The sequence below is a fragment of the Shinella sp. SUS2 genome, from assembly GCF_001262505.1.
Taxonomy (GTDB): Bacteria; Pseudomonadota; Alphaproteobacteria; order Rhizobiales; family Rhizobiaceae; genus Shinella.
In genome coordinates this window covers 50,457-67,889 of record NZ_KQ410725.1, presented here as the reverse complement: position 1 = coordinate 67,889, position 17,433 = coordinate 50,457, and the positions used below count along the sequence as shown (strand labels likewise).

The 17,433-nt window shown below is 65.9% G+C and carries 12 protein-coding genes; 5 read left to right on the top strand and 7 right to left on the bottom strand.

What is annotated here, in order from left to right:
• Window positions 1–8 precede the first annotated feature (8 nt).
• Window positions 9–6,662 (bottom strand): apolipoprotein A-IV repeat region-like domain-containing protein, encoded by a 6,654-nt coding sequence (locus AKG11_RS05470; protein ID WP_050743199.1) that lies wholly within the window; start codon window positions 6,660–6,662, stop codon window positions 9–11.
• Between the two features lie 529 nt (window positions 6,663–7,191).
• Between AKG11_RS05470 and AKG11_RS05465 the strand changes: the two genes are divergently transcribed.
• On the top strand, window positions 7,192–7,560 hold the full coding sequence (locus tag AKG11_RS05465; protein ID WP_023512204.1) for an Hpt domain-containing protein: 369 nt from the start codon (window positions 7,192–7,194) through the stop codon (window positions 7,558–7,560).
• A gap of 202 nt (window positions 7,561–7,762) precedes the next feature.
• Window positions 7,763–8,083, top strand: coding sequence for a 2Fe-2S iron-sulfur cluster-binding protein (locus tag AKG11_RS05460; protein WP_023512203.1), 321 nt, complete (start codon window positions 7,763–7,765; stop codon window positions 8,081–8,083).
• Window positions 8,084–8,521: 438 nt separating this feature from the next.
• On the opposite strand, the gene AKG11_RS05455 is transcribed toward AKG11_RS05460, so the two are convergent.
• On the bottom strand, window positions 8,522–9,133 hold the full coding sequence (locus AKG11_RS05455) for a DUF922 domain-containing Zn-dependent protease (RefSeq protein WP_050743198.1): 612 nt from the start codon (window positions 9,131–9,133) through the stop codon (window positions 8,522–8,524).
• Window positions 9,134–9,347: 214 nt separating this feature from the next.
• Between AKG11_RS05455 and folP the strand changes: the two genes are divergently transcribed.
• The 3 genes from folP to folK are packed head-to-tail and all read left to right on the top strand — an operon-like array spanning window position 9,348 to window position 11,124.
• On the top strand, window positions 9,348–10,220 hold the full coding sequence (gene folP, locus AKG11_RS05450; protein WP_050743197.1) for a dihydropteroate synthase: 873 nt from the start codon (window positions 9,348–9,350) through the stop codon (window positions 10,218–10,220).
• A 27-nt stretch (window positions 10,221–10,247) separates the two neighbouring features.
• On the top strand, window positions 10,248–10,616 hold the full coding sequence (gene folB, locus AKG11_RS05445; RefSeq protein WP_023512200.1) for a dihydroneopterin aldolase: 369 nt from the start codon (window positions 10,248–10,250) through the stop codon (window positions 10,614–10,616).
• Window positions 10,606–11,124 (top strand): 2-amino-4-hydroxy-6-hydroxymethyldihydropteridine diphosphokinase, encoded by a 519-nt coding sequence (gene folK / locus AKG11_RS05440; protein ID WP_023512199.1) that lies wholly within the window; start codon window positions 10,606–10,608, stop codon window positions 11,122–11,124. The genes folB and folK overlap by 11 nt, the downstream gene beginning before the upstream one ends.
• On the opposite strand, the gene AKG11_RS05435 is transcribed toward folK, so the two are convergent.
• From AKG11_RS05435 to AKG11_RS05415, 5 genes are all read right to left on the bottom strand, one after another.
• Complete coding sequence (locus tag AKG11_RS05435; RefSeq protein WP_037408409.1) at window positions 11,117–11,665, bottom strand: hypothetical protein; 549 nt, start codon at window positions 11,663–11,665, stop codon at window positions 11,117–11,119. The genes folK and AKG11_RS05435 overlap by 8 nt on opposite strands.
• 200 nt (window positions 11,666–11,865) lie before the next feature.
• Window positions 11,866–12,927 (bottom strand): YcjF family protein, encoded by a 1,062-nt coding sequence (locus AKG11_RS05430; RefSeq protein ID WP_050743196.1) that lies wholly within the window; start codon window positions 12,925–12,927, stop codon window positions 11,866–11,868.
• Complete coding sequence (locus tag AKG11_RS05425; protein ID WP_050743195.1) at window positions 12,924–14,399, bottom strand: YcjX family GTP-binding protein; 1,476 nt, start codon at window positions 14,397–14,399, stop codon at window positions 12,924–12,926. Before AKG11_RS05425 ends, AKG11_RS05430 begins: the two co-directional genes overlap by 4 nt.
• A 157-nt stretch (window positions 14,400–14,556) precedes the next feature.
• A complete protein-coding gene (locus AKG11_RS05420; protein WP_157255822.1) occupies window positions 14,557–15,081 on the bottom strand; it encodes a SixA phosphatase family protein in 525 nt (174 codons plus the stop codon).
• Window positions 15,082–15,154: 73 nt separating this feature from the next.
• On the bottom strand, window positions 15,155–17,125 hold the full coding sequence (locus AKG11_RS05415; protein WP_050743194.1) for a putative bifunctional diguanylate cyclase/phosphodiesterase: 1,971 nt from the start codon (window positions 17,123–17,125) through the stop codon (window positions 15,155–15,157).
• Window positions 17,126–17,433: the final 308 nt, after the last annotated feature.

Here is a 17,433-nt window from a genome sequence, read left to right as displayed (position 1 = left end):
GGATCAGCTTAGCTGAAGCGGCCTGCCGCATGGGCCAGCATGGTGTAGACCTTGCCGGTGTCCGAGGTGAGGTAGGTCTGCGTCATGACCTTGTCGCGGTCGTTGCGGGCGACGTCGGCGAGCAGCTTCTCGAAGTCCGAGATGTAGCGGTCGACCGCGGTGCGGAACTCCGGCTCGCGCTCGTACTTGCGCTTGATCTCGTCGAACGTCTGCTGGCCCTTCAGCGTGTAGAGGCGCCGCGTGAAGACGTCGCGCTCGCCGCGCTGGTAGCGGCGCCACAGGTCGACCGAGGCATCATGGTCGATGGCGCGGGCGATATCGACCGAGAGCGAGTTCAGCGATTCGACGACATGGCGCGGGTTGCGGCTGTCCGGGCGAGCCGCCTGACCATCGGCGCGCGGCTGGCCGAACTGGGCCTCCTCACGCGAGACGGCGCCGCGCAGGAGATCCCGCATCCAGCCGCCTTCGCCGGTGGTCTTGGCTTCGGATTCCGCGGGCAGGGGCTGCGCGCGCTGCGGCACCGTGGCCGGTGCGGCACGCTCGAGGCCGAGGCTGCCGCGCAGCTGCTGGGCCGGCTCCTCGCGGCGGGGCTCGACGCGGGTTTCCTGCACCGGCTGTGCCTGCTGTACGACCTTGGCCTGAACCGCGGCCGGGCGGGAGACTTCCAGCGCCGAGGAGGACTTGCCGATGATGTCGGACAGGTCCTGCAGGGCCTTGATCTGCTCGCTGACGGCGCGGCGCATCTGCGCCGCGTTTTCCTTGGCCTCTTCCGGCAGGTCGAAGGCACCGCGCTTCAGCTCGCCGCGGGTCTGGTCGAGCTCCTTGCGGATGTCGGCGGCGGCGCGGCGGATTTCCTCGGTCGCACCGGAGAACTTGCCGACCGCTTCCTCGACGGCCTCGCGCAGCGTTTCGCGCATGACGGTCGTGGCGGCTTCGGACTTCTTGCCGCTTTCGGTGAGCAGGCGATCGACATCGGAGAGCGAGGCGCCGACGCTGCCGCGCAGGCGGTTCGCCACTTCCTTGGTCCGCTCTTCGGCGCGGGCGAAGGAACCCTCGACCGACTGGCCTGCTTCCTCGCCGGCCTTTGTCAGCTGCTCGCGCAGCGTGTTGGCAGCGGCCTCGGCGCGCTTCTCGGTCTCGCCGAGGATGCGGCCGACTTCGGCGAACGACCTCTGGATGCCGCCGCGCAGGTTGCCGGCGATGAGGTTCGAGCGCTCCTCGGCGCGGGTGAAGACGCCCTCGACCATGCCTTCGAGCGACTGCATGGTCTTCTCGATCTCCTCCGAGCGCTGCACGAGGCCGACGGAGAGCGAACGCAGCGCGTCCTGGCGCTCTTCCAGCGTCGAGACGAGGTTCGACTGGGCGGCGGCGAGCAGATCCGAGGCCTGCGACAGGATCTTCGAGTGGTCCTCGAAGCGACCGACGATGCCGCCGATCTGCGACAGCGTGCCGGACGAGATGTCGGACAGGCGGTCCACCTTGCCCTCGAGCAGGCGCGACGTGGTGGATACCATGTCGGAGGCGCGCTCGGCGGAGGTGGAGAAGCGTTCGGCCGTGCTCATCAGACGGCCATCGATGGCGCCGAGCGTCTGGCTGGCGGCATCGACGATGCCGGCGATCGCGCCGTTGCTTTCCGAGAGGCGGGCGATCAGGCTTTCGACATTGGCGGCAAGGCCGCTTTCGATCTCGCGCATCGTGCCGGCGGCTTCTTCCGTGCGGCTGGTGATGGCGGCGAGCGTATCGGCCGTGCGGGCGGAGATCGCGTTGATGAGCGCGGCGTTCTCGTTGCGCAGGCGCTCGGCGCTTTCGCGGGCGACGCCGCTGATGCGCTCGGCAGCGTCACGGGCGACACCGCCGATGCCTTCGGCAGCCTCGCGGCCGACGGCAGCATAGCTGTCGATGACCGGACGGGCTTCCTCGTCGATCAGGCGGGCCAGCTCTTCCGTGCGGCTCGCCAGCATGGAGTTGAGCTCGCGGGTGCGCTCGTCGAGCGTCGAACGGATGGAGGCACCGCGCGCTTCCAGAGCCTTCTCGACATCGCCGAGGCCGGCGCGCAGCGACTGGGCCTGGTCGGCAAGGCGGTTTTCCGTTTCCGTGAAGCGGGCGACGGCGGAGGAGGTGGTCTCTTCGACGGCGCGGGCGAAGGCTTCGTTGCGGGCCGAAAGGTTGCCGGCGAACTCCTCGCCGGTGCGGGCGATGTTTTCGGCGGCACGCTGGGCTTCTACACCCATTTCCTGGGCCGCGCGGGAGACTGCGCCGCGCAGCGACGAGCTGAGGCTGGCGAATTCCTCGCCGGTCTTGGCGAGCGACTGGGCGGAGCGGACCGCTTCGGCGTCCATGTCCTGGGCGGCCTGCGAAACGGCGTCGCGCAGCGTTGCGGCAAGACCTGCGGCCTTGCCGTCGATCGTACGGTTGACACTGTCGAGACCGATGGTCAGCGCGCGGTCCATCGTGCCGAGGCGTTCCTCGATGCGGCCGGTCTTCTCGTCGATCGTGCCGGCGATGCGCTCGGCGGCCTCTCCGGTGATGCGTTCGATGTCGCCGGTGCGTGCAACGAGCGTTCCGTCGATGCGTTCGGCGGCTTCTCCGGCAATGCGGGCAATGTCGCTGGCACGGCTGGCCAGGGTTCCGTCGATGCGCTCCGCAGCCTCGCCGACGGCGCGGCTGATTTCGTCGGCGCGGTTGACGAGGGCGCCATCGATACGCTCGGCGGCGTCGCCGACGGAGCGCTCGATCTGGCTCGCGCGGTTGAGGAGCGTGCCTTCGAGACGTTCGGTGGCTTCCCCGACCGTACGGCTGATTTCGTCGACACGTCCGACAAGGGCGCCGTCGATGCGTTCGGCGGCACTGTCGACGGTGCGTTCGATCTGGCTCGCGCGGTTGAGGAGCGCGCCTTCGAGCCGTTCGGCAGCCTCGCCGACGGTGCGGCTGATTTCGTCGACGCGGCCGACGAGGGCGCCGTCGATGCGCTCGGCGGCATTGCCGACCGTCAGCTCGATCTGCGTTGCGCGGGCGAGCAGCGTGTCGTCGATGCGGTCTGCGACCTGGCCGACGACGCGGTTGATCTCATCGACGCGGTTGACGAGGGCGCCGTCGATACGCTCGGCGGCACTGCCGACGGTCATCTCGATCTGCGTGGCGCGGGCAATCAGCGTGTCGTCGATGCGGTCGGCCGCTTCCCCGGCGACGCGGGCGATCTGGTCGGCGCGGCTTGCCAGCGCACCGTCGATGCGTTCGGCGGCTTCTCCGGTGACGCGCTCGATATCGGTGAGGCGGCCAGAGAGGGCGCCTTCGATGCGCTCGGCAGCGCTGGCACCAAGGCGCTCGATGTCGGTGACGCGGCCGGCGAGGGCGGCGGCGATGCGTGCCGTCGTCTCGTCGCCGATGCGCTCCACCTCGGCCATCGGCCGGGAGAGGGCTTCGGATACACGCAGCGAAACGTCGCCGCCGGCGCGGTCGAGATCGGTGAGGCGCTCCGACAGGGTGTCGGAGATGCGCGAGGCTGCCGTATCGACAAGGCCGGAGACGTGGTCGACGCTGTATTCGATGCGGGATTCGAGCTTGCCGAGGTTTTCCTCGAGGCGGCTGCCGGTCGTGTCGAAGCGGTTGGCGACGTTGTCGACGGTCTGCTCCATGCGGCTGCCGAAGGTGTCGGCTGCGTGCACGATCTTCGCCGAGGTTTCGACGAGGCGTTCCGCGACGGCGCCGACGCTTTCACGCACGCGCTGGTCGAGCAGGGCGCCGCTGCCGTCGATGGTGCGGCGAAGAGCCTCCTCGTGCTGCTCCATGGACAGTTCCAGCATGCCGGCGCTGGTGGCGATCGAGGTGCCGATGGTGGTCACCTGGTCGTTCAGCGTCTCGGTGAGATGGTTGCGGCCCTCGGTGATGGCGAGGTTGATCGCATTGATGCGGTCGTCGAGCGTCGCACGAATCTCGTCATGGGTGGAGGCCAGCGAACCGGTGAGCGTCGATGCACGGTCCGAAAGCTGCTCCATGGACAGTTCCAGCATGCCGGCGCTGGTGGCGATCGAGGTGCCGATGGAGGTGACCTGATCGTTGAGCGTTTCGGTGAGCTGGTTGCGGCCCTCGGTGATGGCGAGGTTGATCGCGTCGATGCGGTCGTCGAGCGTCGCGCGGATCTGCTCGTGGGTGGAGACGAGCGAACCGGCTAGTTCGGATGCGCGGCCCGAAAGCTGTTCGGCGATGTTGGCGGCACGACCGGAGAAGGCTTCGGCGAATTCGGTAGCCTGGCCATGCAGGACGCCCGTTAGCTGCTGGTTGCCTTCGGAGAGGACTGTTTCGACGCGTTCAGCCGCCGCGTCGATCGCGGACTGCATCGCGCCGGCGCTGTTGGACAGAACCGATGCGAGATTGGCCGTGCGGCCGGTGATGGCGTCGTCGATCTGGCGGGCGGCGCCCGTCAGGGCGTTCTCGACACGGCCGGCGGCGGCGCCGACGGATTGTTCGAGCTGGCTGCCGGTCTCGTTCAGCATCGAGGAGAGGGCGGTGGTGCGCTCGGACAGCGCGCTGTCGATGCGGTTGTGGCTGGCGGCGATCGTCGAGGCGATCTCGTCCGCGCGGGCGCCGAGGGCCTCTTCCATGCGCGCCTGGGCGGTTTCGATGCCGGAGGCGATGGAGGTGCCACGCGAATCCAGCGCATCCGTCAGGCGGCGCTCGCTGCCGGAAATGCTTTCCACCAGGGCGCTGGCGCGGGCGCCAAGTGCCTCTTCCATGCGGGCCTGTGCGGCCTCGATGTCGGTGGCGATGGCCGAGCCGCGCGAATCCAGCGCGTCCGTCAGGCGGCGTTCGCTGCCGGAAATGCTTTCCGCTAGCGCTTCGGCACGGGTGCCGAAGCCGCTTTCGATGCGGTTCTGCACGTCGGCGAGGCCGCCGAGAAGGGCGGCGGACTTTTCCGAGAGGACCGCGCCCATGCGTTCATGCGCACCGCTGACGGCATTGGAAATGGCGTCGGCATGGCCGGAGACCGCACTTTCGAGGACTTCCTGGCTGGTGGCGAGCGTCGTGGCCAGTGCGAAGGACTGGTCGGTGAGCGTGTTGCCGAGACGGTCGATGCTGGAGGTGAGGATGCCATCCATCGCGTCGCGGCCGCTGGCGACCGTTTCGTTGATGCGGGCAAGGCTCTCCATCAGCTTGCTGTCAAGCGAGCCGGCGCGCTGGTCGAAGGCCTGGGTGAATTCCTCGACACGATGGTCGAAGGCGCTGGCAATCTGGCCGACGGTCGCGTGCATGCGCTCGTCGAAGAAGCCGGTGCGCAGGTCGAGGTCCATGACGGTATCGTCGGCGGCGTTCTTGAGGCTCTGGCGGAACTGCGCGCCCTTTTCGTCGAGCGCGGCGTTCATCGACTGGAGAATGTGGTCGAGACCGCCGGTGACGGCCTGCTGGCCGATCGACAGGCTTTCGCTGATCTCGCGGGTGCGGGCGATCAGCGTCTCATTGAGCTGCTTGGCGCGCTCGTTCAACGCGGCATTCAGCTTTTCCGTATTGGTGTCGAGCGAGCTCGCGCGGGTCTCGAACTGCTGCAGCAGGTCACGGCCGCGCGAATCGAGGTTCTTGGTGAGCTGGTCGAGGCGGCTGTCGAACTCGTTGGCGAGCGCGAGGCCGGAGGAGCTGAGCGTCGAGAGCAGGCTGTCGGTGCGGGCCGACAGCATGGCGCCGATCGTCTGCGTCGCGCTGTCGGATTTCTCCATCAGCATCGCGGCGCGGGTGTCGAGCATGGAGGCGAAGGCTTCGCCCGAGGTGGCGAGGCGCTGGGTGATGTTGTCGCCGGCGCTGGCCAGCTCGTCCTTCAGCTGTTCGTGCGCGCCGGAGATCGACGACCGGATGCGCTCGGCATGGCTGACGATCGCCTCGCGCTCCGAGCCGAGTTCCTGGACGAGGGTGCGCACGCGCATCTCGTTGTCGGAATAGCTGCGCTCGAGGGCGTTGACTTCGGAATGCACGAGCGTTTCGAGCTCGGTTGCGCGGGCGATCGTACGCTCGATGCCCTCGTTCATCGCGGAGACTTCGCGGCGGACGGCTTGGCCGACGCTCATGATGCGGTCGCTCGCGACGGTTTCCGGCTCGGAGAGACGGAGTGCGACTTCCGCCATGGAGCGGGCGGCACTGCGCAGTTCCTGGGCGCGGGAGATCATGATCGCGAAGGCGAAGAAGAGCATGATCGGCATGACGATGGCGACAACCATGCCGATGGCACCGGGCAGCGCCACGAGGTCGGCCACCGAGCGGATCTGCCAGATCTCGGGCGCATAGAGAAGGTTGGCAACGCCCAGCCCGCCGATGACCCAGAGAATGGACATCAGGATGGCCATGCGGATCGAGGCCCGGCCCGAGCGTACGTCCAGCGACTTCAGGATCGCGGCAGGCGTCTTGCGGGAGCCGTCGTTGGCGGGGGTGAAGGCCGGGGTTTTCGGTGCCTGCTCGGGGCTGAGGCCACGCGCGGCCTCGCCGGATGCAGGGCGGCTCGCAGGCTTTTCCTGCGTCTTGTTCGGAACGCGGCTTGCTGGTTCAGACACATGGGCCTCCGAAGCGTCCTTCTTCGAGGGCGTCTCCGGCGCTAGATCATCAAAGTCGATCTTCAGTGCTTCTTCCAGGGCCTGGAAGGCCTTGTCGTCGATCGACTCGGTGGGCTTGTTCGTCGCCATGCGGATACGCCTCGTTACCATGTCCGGGATCGGGCTTCATGCGCGCTGCCGCTGCTCAGGCGCATTCGAACCGGTCCGGTTGGTGGCCGGTCTTGCTGCATACCCTCATGGCACGCAGCGTCCGGACCGCCGTTCATTCCAAATTCGCTCGATAGACCGAAAAGGCGAAGCGGTGTATCTCCGCCCACGGCTTATCCACCGGGACTATCCGGTCGTATCGTAGTGACACATTAGCCTGTATCACACAATTCATTGCCATCTCCCTTCGCCCGAAACTTAACAGGAAGTTAATATCGGGCGATTCTGTATCGCGATGGAAAACCTGCGAAAATGGCTATTTTTCAGCCGTTAACCATAGTTCGCGATTCATGCCCATTTTGCGCCGTCTTTTAATCGGATAGGCGCGCCGGCCGCGCAGAATGAACGTCCCATGTCCCTGTGCGGAACGACGGAAACACCCGTGCCGCATCGACACCTGCGTGCACCACAAAGAAACATGCGTACATCGCGTCTATAAGGATATTGGCAAATGGCAGCGCTCAACATTGCATTCGAGGCGCCGGACAATGCAGGCGGCATGTCCCATTCCGGGGAAAAGCCGATCGATCTGGTACACCTTGCCCGCCAGACCATGGGTGACAAGGGGCTGGAGCTGGAAGTGTTGCAGATGTTCGCGCGGCAGGCGCGCGCGAGCATGAAGGACCTGGCGAGCCTGGAGGGCGCCGCCCGCGCTGCCGTCGCCCATCGCCTCAAGGGCTCCGCACAGTCCGTCGGCGCCACCGCCGTCGGCAAGGCGGCCGCTGTGCTCGAGGACAATCCGGCCGATGCAATCGCGCTTGCCGGCGTTGCCGCCGCCGTGGTCGAGGCGGAAAACTTCATCCTGAAACTCTGCCGCTGAACGGCGCAGACCCGCCGTGTCTTCCCTGGCGCGGCGGGAAAAGCCGATGCCGCGCCCGGACCATCCGGATCCTGCCGGGCGCGCGATGTTGACTGGGGAGGGGTTTTGTTGGAAACGTCCGCGGAAAACCGGCGCGTTCGACCATCCTTCCGCCGGCCGTTCGTTCGCCCGCCCGGGCAGTCTTGAGGATCCGGAAGCCATCATGAGCAAACTCACCATCGTCGCCTTTGACGGCACGCGCCACGAACTGGATGTCGCCAACGGCTCCACGGTCATGGAAAACGCCGTGCGCAACTCCGTGCCCGGCATCGAGGCCGAGTGCGGCGGCGCCTGCGCCTGCGCGACCTGTCACGTCTATGTCGACGATGCCTGGAGCGCGACCGTCGGCCCGCCGGAAGCGATGGAAGAGGACATGCTGGACTTCGCCTACGAGGTGCGCCCCACCTCGCGGCTCTCCTGTCAGATCAAGATGTCGGATGCGCTTGACGGGCTCGTGGTCCACGTTCCCGAACGCCAGGCCTGACATCTTTTCCTTCAGATTGTCGGAAGTACCGGCCGAAGCCGATTTGGTTTCGGCCGGCCTCTTCTCGCCTCTTCTTTGCGCGTGAAGAAGAGATCGCCGGGTTCTGCTCGCCTGCAAGAATAGAAGGGCAAAAAAAGAGCCTCGCCGGTCGGTCAGGACGAGCGAGGCCAGGAGGGCGCATCGCAGGCAGGAGAGGGAGGAGACACCTGCTGCTTTGATAAGGACGCGCCAGGAGAACCTGTTACAAACCGCTTCATGCAACTTCGGGAAGGAAAGTCGTCTTCCCGTTCACTGTTTATATAAACATACGGCGATTTGCGGAATTGCGCTATCGCTAAAACTAACCAGTCATTTCATGCATGGAAACGCCTCCGTGCCTTGGCCCGGTCCCGTTCCATTAAAACTCCTTCAAGATATACCTGCCGGCGCGGTGCGCCTTTACTCGGCGCGGTTCTTCAGCCGGTGCACCAGAAGGCGCATCATGCGGTCGTTGAAGTTCTTCGATTCGATGCGGTCGAAACGGGCCTGGTCGGCGTCGTGTTTCGTTACGGCATCCGCCGTCACCCGATCGACCCGCGCCTGCATGCGTTCGCAGTCGGCCTCGGGCCGCAGGGCTTTCAGCGTGCGCTCCAGGCTGCGGGCATGGGTGCGGGCGATTTCGGCGTGGCGTTCCTCGTGGCGCTTGATGTCGCTCGAAAGCGTATCCCAGATCAGCGCGAGCGACGGGGTGGCACGCTTGCGGTGCTTCCAGCGCGGCAGGATGATCTCCGTGGAGAGCGTCACCCGCGACTCGCCGACCGCGCAGCGGCTGCCGCGGCGCACATAGGTGACCGAGCCGCCCCACTTGATGCGGGTGGCGCCGGGATGGCGCGATCCGCTGTGTTTCATCATCGGACCGCGCTTCGACAGTTCCTCGTCGAGTTCGGCCGCGGTGCGTCCGCCGACGGAGAAATAGGCGAAGGTCTTCGAGGTGATGGTCTCGGCGCGGGCGGGCTGGGACGCGAGGCAGGCGAGGGCGGCAAGGGCCATCAGGCGAGCGATGGTCGTCATTCAGTCAGCATTCCTTTCGCCACCGGGACATCCGGTGTGGAAACCGGCCGAAAGCGCCGGTTGAACTTCCCCCAAGCTTGGGGCATAGGCTCGGCGAGCGCAACACCCTATCCGGGACGCCGCTCGATAGCCTTAGCGTCAAATCCGTTGATTTAAAGCTAAGGGTGTCTAGGAGATGTCCAAGGCGCTGTCGCCAACTGCGAGGAAAACCGCCATGTTTTCACCATTCGAGCCCTTTCGCTGGGCGCTCGCCCACGGGCGCTCCCTGGAGCTCGGCCCGCGTGGCATTTTGATGGCGATCGTCAATGTTACACCGGATTCCTTTTCTGATGGCGGTCGCTTCGACAGCGCGGACAAGGCGGTGGCGCAGGCCATGCTCTGTCTCGAAGAGGGGGCGGAGATTGTCGATATCGGCGGAGAATCCACCCGACCGGGCGCGGCTTCCGTGTCGGCAGCGCAGGAGCAGGACCGTATTCTGCCCGTTCTCGAGGCGCTTGCAGCTACGACGGATGCGATCATCTCGGTCGATACCTATCGGGCCGAGACGGCGCGGCTGGCCGTCGCGGCCGGGGCGCATATCGTCAACGACGTGCACGGCCTGCAGCGCGAACCCGACATTGCCGGCGTTGCCGCCGCGACCGGGGCGGGGCTGTGCATCATGCATACCGGCCGCGACCGCCAGAAGCAGCCGGATGTCGTGGGGGACCAGTATCTCTTCCTCGGTCGCTCGCTGGAGATCGCCCGGGAGGCGGGTGTCGCGCGAGACGCGATGGTACTCGATCCCGGTTTTGGCTTTGCCAAGGATACGGAGGAAAATCTCGAACTGATGGCGCGTTTCGGCGAGCTTTTCGGTTTCGAACTGCCCATCCTGGCCGGCACCTCGCGCAAACGTTTCGTCGGCGCCGTCACGGGGCGCGAGGCGGAAGGCCGGGATGCCGGCACTGCCGCCACGACCGCGCTGCTGCGGGCTGCCGGTGCGGCGGTCTTCAGGGTGCACGATGTCGCAATCAACAGGGATGCGCTGGCAATGGCGGATGCTATGCTTGACGCAAGGCGCAAGGTGACGGCGCGCGAGGCGCGCGCCTGACAGACAGGCAGCCAGACAGGAAAGACCATGACCACCACCTACACGATCACGCTCAAGAACTGTGCCTTCTTCGCCCGCCATGGCCTACATGACGCCGAGGAATTCCTCGGCCAGCGGTTCTTCGTCGATGCGGAGCTGGAGGTGCGGCCGCTGCGCCCGCTTTCCGACGACGCGATCGAATCGACCGTCGATTACGGCGTCGCCTTCCAGGAGATCGAGAAGATCGTCACAGGCCAGCGGCGCTATCTCATCGAGGCGCTGGCACAGGAGATCGCCACCGTGCTCTGTGCCCGCTTCCCACAGATTTCCCGTGCCCGCATTACGGTGCGCAAGCCGAACGCGCCGGTGCCCGGCGTGCTGGATTATGTGCAGGTGACGGTCGATCATGCCGTCTGAGCCTTTCCGCCGGGCTTCGCTCGGTCTTGGCGGCAACATCGGCGATCCCGTGCGCTCCATGGCCGAGGCGTTGCAGGCGCTCGACGCGCGGGAGGACTGCCGCGTGACGGCCGTCTCGCGGCTCTACCGCACGCCGCCCTGGGGCAAGACCGACCAGGACTGGTTCTTCAATGCCTGTGCGCTGGTGGAGACGACGCTTGCGCCCGAGCCGCTGCTCGACACCTGCCTTTCCATCGAGCGTGACATGAAGCGCGAGCGCAAGGAGCGCTGGGGTCCGCGCACCATCGATATCGATGTTCTGACCTATGAGGGCGTGGCGCAATCCGGCGGGCGGCTGGAGCTGCCGCATCCGCGCATGACGGGGCGCGGCTTCGTGCTGATGCCGCTTGCCGACGTTGCGCCCGACCTTGCGGTCGGGGGGCGCACGGTGAGGTCCTGGCTGGAGGATGCGGATGTCGCGGGCATCGAGCCGGCGAGCGTCGGCCCGGAATGGTGGAAGGTTACTTGATCGAACCGACGGCGATGTCGTCGAGATTGCGGTCGAGCGAGACGCCGATGACCGGCACCATCTTGTTCTCGACCTTCACCGAGATGGTGATGTTCATCTTGTTGTCGCCTTCGAGACGCGCGATCATCGCGCCGTTCAGCTTCTGGCGGTTGATGCCGACGACCACCTTGTCGCCGTTGACCTGGCCGGAGGTGATGTCGAGGCCCTTGCCGGAAGCGCCGTCGAGGAACTTGCCCTTGTAGGTGCTGCCCGACTTGGTAATGAGCGCGGACATCGGCTGCTTGAAGACGCCGACGCGGCAGAAGCCCTCGAGCTGGATGCCGGCGCCCTTGGCGGGTGCGGTGTCGCCCGTCAGGTCGCAGGCGAACTTGGTGCCCTTGTACTTGCCGGCGACGATCTCGCCCTTGCCCTGCCAGCTGCCGGTGACCTGCTCGAAGAACGCCTTGTCGCGCGAGCCGGCCGAGGCGGGAAGCGCGATGACGGTGGCTGCGAGGAAGGCCGCTACGGAGACGCGGGCGATCAAAGAGGTGCGCGAGTACATGAACGATCCTTGATGGGCGACGGCCATCTGGCCTGCTTGTGTGCTACGAGATTTGCGCGAAAATGGTTAATGGACGGTTTCCGGGCGTCTTGCCCTTCGTCATTTACCGGTCATGCAGGCCCTGAAAACCGGGGTGTTGCAACGAGCCCACAGTTCCAGGACCCCGCCTGCGCGTCGCGAATGATGCACGGTGCCGGGGGTCAGGCGTCGTCGCGCCGGCCGTTCGTCATGCTCGGTGTAAGGTCGCCGATGAAATCGCCGATGCCGGGCCGTTTCAGCGCGCGGAAGGGCATGGGCCGGCAGAGATCCATGGCGGCAATGCCGATTCGCGCCGTCATCAGGCCGTTGATGACGCCTTCGCCGAGCCGGGCGGAAAGTTTCGAGGCGAGCCCGTGGCCCAGCACCTGCTGCACCAGGCTGTCGCCCATGGCAATGGAGCCGGTAACGGCGAGATGGGCGATGACATCACGCATCAGGCGCAGCATGCCGATCTTGCCGGGACGGCCGCCGTACAGTTCCGCCATGCCGCGCACCAGCCGACTGCTCTCGTAAATGACATAGCCGAGATCGACCAGCGCCCGCGGGCTGACGGCGGTGACGATGGAGACCCGCTTGGCCGCGCCGAGGATCAGCGCACGCGCCTCGCGGTCGAGCGGCGCCATCAATTCGCGTTCGGCAAGGTCGACGAGGTGGGCCGCGTCGATGATCTCGCCTTCGGTCTCGGCGAGACGCGCGCGCCCGCGCGCCGTCTGCGGCCGGGCGGCCACGAGATGCACGAGGCGGGCGAGGATGGCGCGGCCGACCGACGGGCTTGGCGACAGGGCGGCTTCGGCGACGTCGTGCTTGAGGTCCTGCACGGCGGCGAGACGGCGCAGGCCGATCAGTTCGCGCGCGACAAGGCCGAAGACGGCGAGAACCGCGATCGCGGCAGCGGCGATCGCGAGATAGCCGAGCCAGTCGTTGCGGCTGAAGAGATCGCGGATCAGCGAATCGACCCAGAGCCCGACGGCGAGCGAGACGAGGAGGCCGAGCGCGCCGAGGGCTATGCGGCCGAGGGTGAGGCGGCGCTTGCGCGGGGTGGCGATCGGCGGTGCCAGATCCGGCAGGTCGGCGGTGGTGGCGATGAAGGGATCCTCGGCATCCGGCGTCAGCGTGACGGCGTCGTCGAAGGCGGCGGGCGCACGGGGCTTTGCATGCTCGGATGGCTGCGGGGAGCCGGCGGGCAAAGCGAAGGCGGCGGGCTTGCGCGGACGGTCGTTCATGCGAGCCGGTCTCCGATCAGGTATTGCAGTGCGCGGTCGAGGCGGATGTGCGGCACGGACAGTTTCAGGCCGCCGCCCGTCTCCTCGATATGCGGCGGGCGGAAGCGCACGAAGTTCAGGAGATGCGGCGCCTCGCCTTCAGGAACGGATTCAAGTTCCTTGAAAAGTGAATCCGGATCCTTCGGCAAGTCCCCGGGAAATATAGCTGTTTTTCGTTCGCCGTCGAAGGTCTCGCCGTTGATCCGCTCGCCGGCCATGGGCACGCCGACGATGACCGGCAGGTCCTCGCCATCGTGCTTGACGGTCGCCTCGCGGGTGGCGCGCACGGAGGCGAGCGCCATCACCTCGATGCCGGCGCCGCTCATGCCGATGCGCTCGATGGCGCGCTCGACGAGGCGGCGGGTGACGGCCTCCAGCCGCGCATGGCTTTCGTGGTGCAGATGGTCCGCCTTGGTGGCGGCAATCACGATGCGGTCGATGCGGCGTGTCACGAAGGAGGACAGAAAGCTGTTCGTGCCGGCGCGGAAACAATCGAGCACGTCGCCGAGCGCGCGCTCCAGGTCGTGTACGGCCTCGGCGCCGCGGTTGATGGCCTGAAGGGCGTCGATCAGCACGATCTGCCGGTCGAGCCGGGCAAAATGTTCGCGGAAGAACGGGCGCACCACATGCGTCTTGTAGGCCTCGTAGCGGCGCTCCATCATGGCATGCAGCGATCCCCTGTCCGGGCGGCCTTCCGGCAGGTTCGGCAGGGGGGCGAAGGTGAGGGCGGGCGAACCTTCGAGGTCGCCGGGCATCAGGAAACGGCCGGGCGGCAGGGTGGAGAGCGAACGTTCGTCGGATTTGCAGGCCCTCAGATAGGCGGTGAAGGCTTCTGCCAGCGTGCGTGCGGTCGCTTCCTCGGCTGAAGCTGCCGGGTCGATGGTGGCCGACAGCGCCAGCCAGTCGCGCGCGAGCTCCGCGCGGATGCCGGACTGTGCGAGCGCCACGGTGTTTGCGCTGAAGGTGCGGAAATCCTGCGCGAGCAGCGGCAGGTCGAGCAGCCATTCGCCGGGATAGTCGACGATGTCGATCGACAGTTTTCCGGGTGACAGCAGGCGACCCCAGCCGGAGGCGCTTTCATAATCGAGTGTCAGGCGAAGCTGCGAGATGGCCCGGGTCGAATCTGGCCAGAGCCGGTCGGCGACCAGCGCGCGGATATGGTCCTCGTACTGGAAGCGCGGCACGGCGTCGTCCGGCTGTGGCTCCAGCCGGATTTTTGACACACGTCCCGAGCGCCCTGCCTCGAACAGCGGCAGGCGGCCGCCATTCAGCAGGTTGTGGACGAGCGAGGAGATGAAGACGGTCTTGCCGGCGCGCGACAGGCCCGTCACGCCGAGGCGGATCGACGGGTTGACGAGGTTGGTGGCGCGGCCGGTCAGCGCGTCGAGCGCGAGCAGGGCTTCGTCGGTGAAGGTGGTCAGGCTAGGGGGCAAGGTCTCTTTCCAGCATCGAAGGCGATATAGGAAACGAAATCCGGCGGAAAAAGAGGCCGCCTTTTCACGCAAACCATGTCACGCAGGAATCTGCAGCGGTTTTGCGCCAGCGCGATGCCGAAAATCAAGAGGCGGCCCCGAGGGATCGCGCTGCGCCTCAATGCGCCGGGCGCGGTGTCATGAAGCCGGCAAGGCAGGCACCGGCATAGTTGTCTTCGGTCGGGCGCTCGTCGAAATCCAGGATGGCAAGGCCTGCTGTCGGATAGCCGAAGGGGGCGGCGGTCTCGGCGATCTCCTTGCCGACGAGACGGTGGAAGAATTCCTCGATCATCGGATTGTGGCCGACGATCATCACGGCGGTCTCCTGCCGGTTCGCGAAGGCGAGTTCGGCATAGGTGTCGACCGTGCCGGAATAAAGGGAATCGACATAATCGATGGTCAGCTCCTCGCTCACCGAGCGATGGAAAGGCTCGGCAGTCTGGCGGCAACGAACCGCGGTGGAGGAGATGATGAGGTCCGGCCTGTAGCCCTGGTCGGCGGCTTCCTCGGCGATCACCTCGGCTTCGGCAAAGCCATCGTCGTCGAGGGCGCGGTCGAAATCCGACTGGCCGGGCTCGGCCCAGGCGGCGCGGGCGTGACGAAGGATGTAGAGCCGGAAGGCCGGCGTGCCGAGAGATGCCAAGTGTGTCCTCCATCCGCCTGCAGCAAACGATCCGTGCCGCATTCCGACTTCATGTCTGTCCTTGCGGGAAAGATCAACCGGTTTTGCGCACGGGCGCGTTCACGATCGTGTCGGATGGCGCCTGATAGGCCAGCGTGTGTTCCAGCCGCTCTGGCCGTGCGAAGTAGTAGCCCTGCATCATGCGGCAGCCGAGGCCGCGTAGCGCAGCGACCTGCTCATGGGTCTCCATGCCTTCGACAACGCAGACGCAGCCGACGTTGCGGGAGAGGTCGACGATCGTCTTGACGATGCTGCGGCTGCGTTCGTTCGTGGCGATATCGACGATGAAGCTGCGGTCGATCTTGATCTTGGTGAGCGGCAGTTTGTGCACGTAGTTGAGGCTCGAATGGCCCGTGCCGAAATCGTCGAGCGCAATGCCGATGCCGCGCTCGGCGAAACGGCGGATGTTGTCGGCGGCGAGCGTGAAGTTGCGCATGACGGCCGTCTCCGTCACCTCGATGTCGAGGCGGGCCGGGTCGACACCGCTTTGCGCGATGATCTCGAGCAGGGCATCGACGGTCTTGTTGGAGACGACGTCGCGGGTCGACAGGTTGACGGAGAGGCGGATGTGATCCGGCCAGCTCCGTGTGGCCGCCAGCGCCTTCTGCACCAGGATCTCCGTCAGCCGGCCGATGATGCCGGCCCGCTCGGCTGCACGGATGAAGATACCGGGCGGCACGTTGCCGAGGGTCGGGCTCTGCCAGCGGGCAAGTGCCTCATAGGCGGAGATGCCGTTCGTGTCCGCATCGACCATGGGCTGGAAGACGAGGTACATCTCCTTCTCGAAATCGGCGGCGCGCAGCGCCTGCTGGATGCGGCCCTGCTCGTTGATCTCGGCCTCGTGCTCGGCGGAGAAGACGACCGTCGTTCCGCGAAAATTCTGCTTGGCGAGATAAAGGGCAAAGTCGGCGCGATCGAAGAGCCTGTCGGCCGTGGTGCCGGCATCACCGAGGATCGAGATGCCGAGCGAGCCGGAAACGCGTGCTGTCTGTCCGTTGAAGACATAGGGTTCCTGGAGGGCCGCGCAGATTTCGTCGCCGATTGCATGGAGCCGCTCTGCGCAGGCCTTGCCCTCGAAGATGATGCCGAACTCGTCGCCGCCGAGGCGGGTCGGGAACAGACCCTGGCCGGCAAAGGCGAGGAGCCGTTCGCCGACCTCGACGAGCAGCTTGTCGCCGATGCCGTGGCCGAAGGTGTCGTTGACGGGCTTGAAACCGTCGAGGTCGATAAGGCCGAGGGCGAGGCCGGTGCGGTTCTTCTCTGCCCGCGCGATCCTCGTTTCGAGCTCGGCACGGAACTGGCGGCGGTTGGGCAGGTTGGTCAGGCTGTCGAGATTGGCGAGGCGATGGTTCTCGTCGCTGAGGCGTTGGGTTTCCGCCTGGCGCGCCTCCAGCTCCTTCTGCGACTGGATGAGGGCGCCGAAATCCCGGTAGTAGGTGAAGAGAATGAACACCATGGCGACGGTGACGAGTGCGACATTGAGAGCGAGCGCGGTGAAGACCGGATTGCCCGAAGTGCCGAAAAAGATGGTGAACGGGCCGAGCACGATGGCCGTCAGCGCGAGCGCGGCCGCCCGCAGGTGCATCAGGCAGAAGATGCAGCCGACGACCGTGTTGGCGATGTAGAAGGCGACATGGGACTGCTGGTAGGCGTTGCCATAGGGATAGAGGCTGAGCGACCAGGCGCAGAAGCCGGCGCCGAGCAGTGCGGTCAGGCGATAGGTCGAGCGCAGCCGGCCGACCGCCTCCGCATGGGTGTAGCGCCGGTTGCGGCTGAACCACCAGTGGACGAGGCGGAACAGGCTGATGGCATAGAGCGCGGAGGGAATGTAGAGGGTGAGAGAGACGGGAGCGGTGCCGAAATGGGTGACGGTGATGGCGACAGTATTCGTCACCAGCATGAAGTAGAGCAGCGGCACCTGCTTGGTAAAGGCGGCAAGCTGCGCCTGGACGAGCTCCGGATTGCCGGATTCGATCGAAAGAATGGCCTTTGCCCTGCTGAACATCAATGCGTGCTCCTGCCCTTACGGCAAGAGAAAAGCATGAGTTGCTAAAATAAGTCTGAATCCAGGGCGCTACAGGTTCGCGAAAGAAAATCGTCCTACCCTTATCCCGGATCGGCAATCGCGTGCCTATATTTGGTGCAGGACGATGCGACAGACAGGCGATAGAGCGCCCTTTGGGCGAGGCGACGGGGATGTTTGGCGGCCGATTTTGCCATCCCGTTGTAATCTTGATGAAATATTAGTCTGGCAAGGTTCAAAACAGAGGCAGACGCGAAAAACCGTGGGTAAGTTTCTACAGGCTTGAAACA

Excerpts from the sequence above, each read along its gene's own strand:
- AKG11_RS05470 (WP_050743199.1), bottom strand. The coding sequence starts at position 6,662 with ATGGCGACGAACAAGCCCACCGAGTCGATCGACGACAAGGCCTTCCAG.
- AKG11_RS05465 (WP_023512204.1), top strand. The coding sequence starts at position 7,192 with ATGGCAGCGCTCAACATTGCATTCGAGGCGCCGGACAATGCAGGCGGC.
- AKG11_RS05460 (WP_023512203.1), top strand. The coding sequence starts at position 7,763 with ATGAGCAAACTCACCATCGTCGCCTTTGACGGCACGCGCCACGAACTG.
- AKG11_RS05455 (WP_050743198.1), bottom strand. The coding sequence starts at position 9,133 with ATGACGACCATCGCTCGCCTGATGGCCCTTGCCGCCCTCGCCTGCCTC.
- folP (WP_050743197.1), top strand. The coding sequence starts at position 9,348 with ATGTTTTCACCATTCGAGCCCTTTCGCTGGGCGCTCGCCCACGGGCGC.
- folB (WP_023512200.1), top strand. The coding sequence starts at position 10,248 with ATGACCACCACCTACACGATCACGCTCAAGAACTGTGCCTTCTTCGCC.
- folK (WP_023512199.1), top strand. The coding sequence starts at position 10,606 with ATGCCGTCTGAGCCTTTCCGCCGGGCTTCGCTCGGTCTTGGCGGCAAC.
- AKG11_RS05435 (WP_037408409.1), bottom strand. The coding sequence starts at position 11,665 with ATGTACTCGCGCACCTCTTTGATCGCCCGCGTCTCCGTAGCGGCCTTC.
- AKG11_RS05430 (WP_050743196.1), bottom strand. The coding sequence starts at position 12,927 with ATGAACGACCGTCCGCGCAAGCCCGCCGCCTTCGCTTTGCCCGCCGGC.
- AKG11_RS05415 (WP_050743194.1), bottom strand. The coding sequence starts at position 17,125 with ATGTTCAGCAGGGCAAAGGCCATTCTTTCGATCGAATCCGGCAATCCG.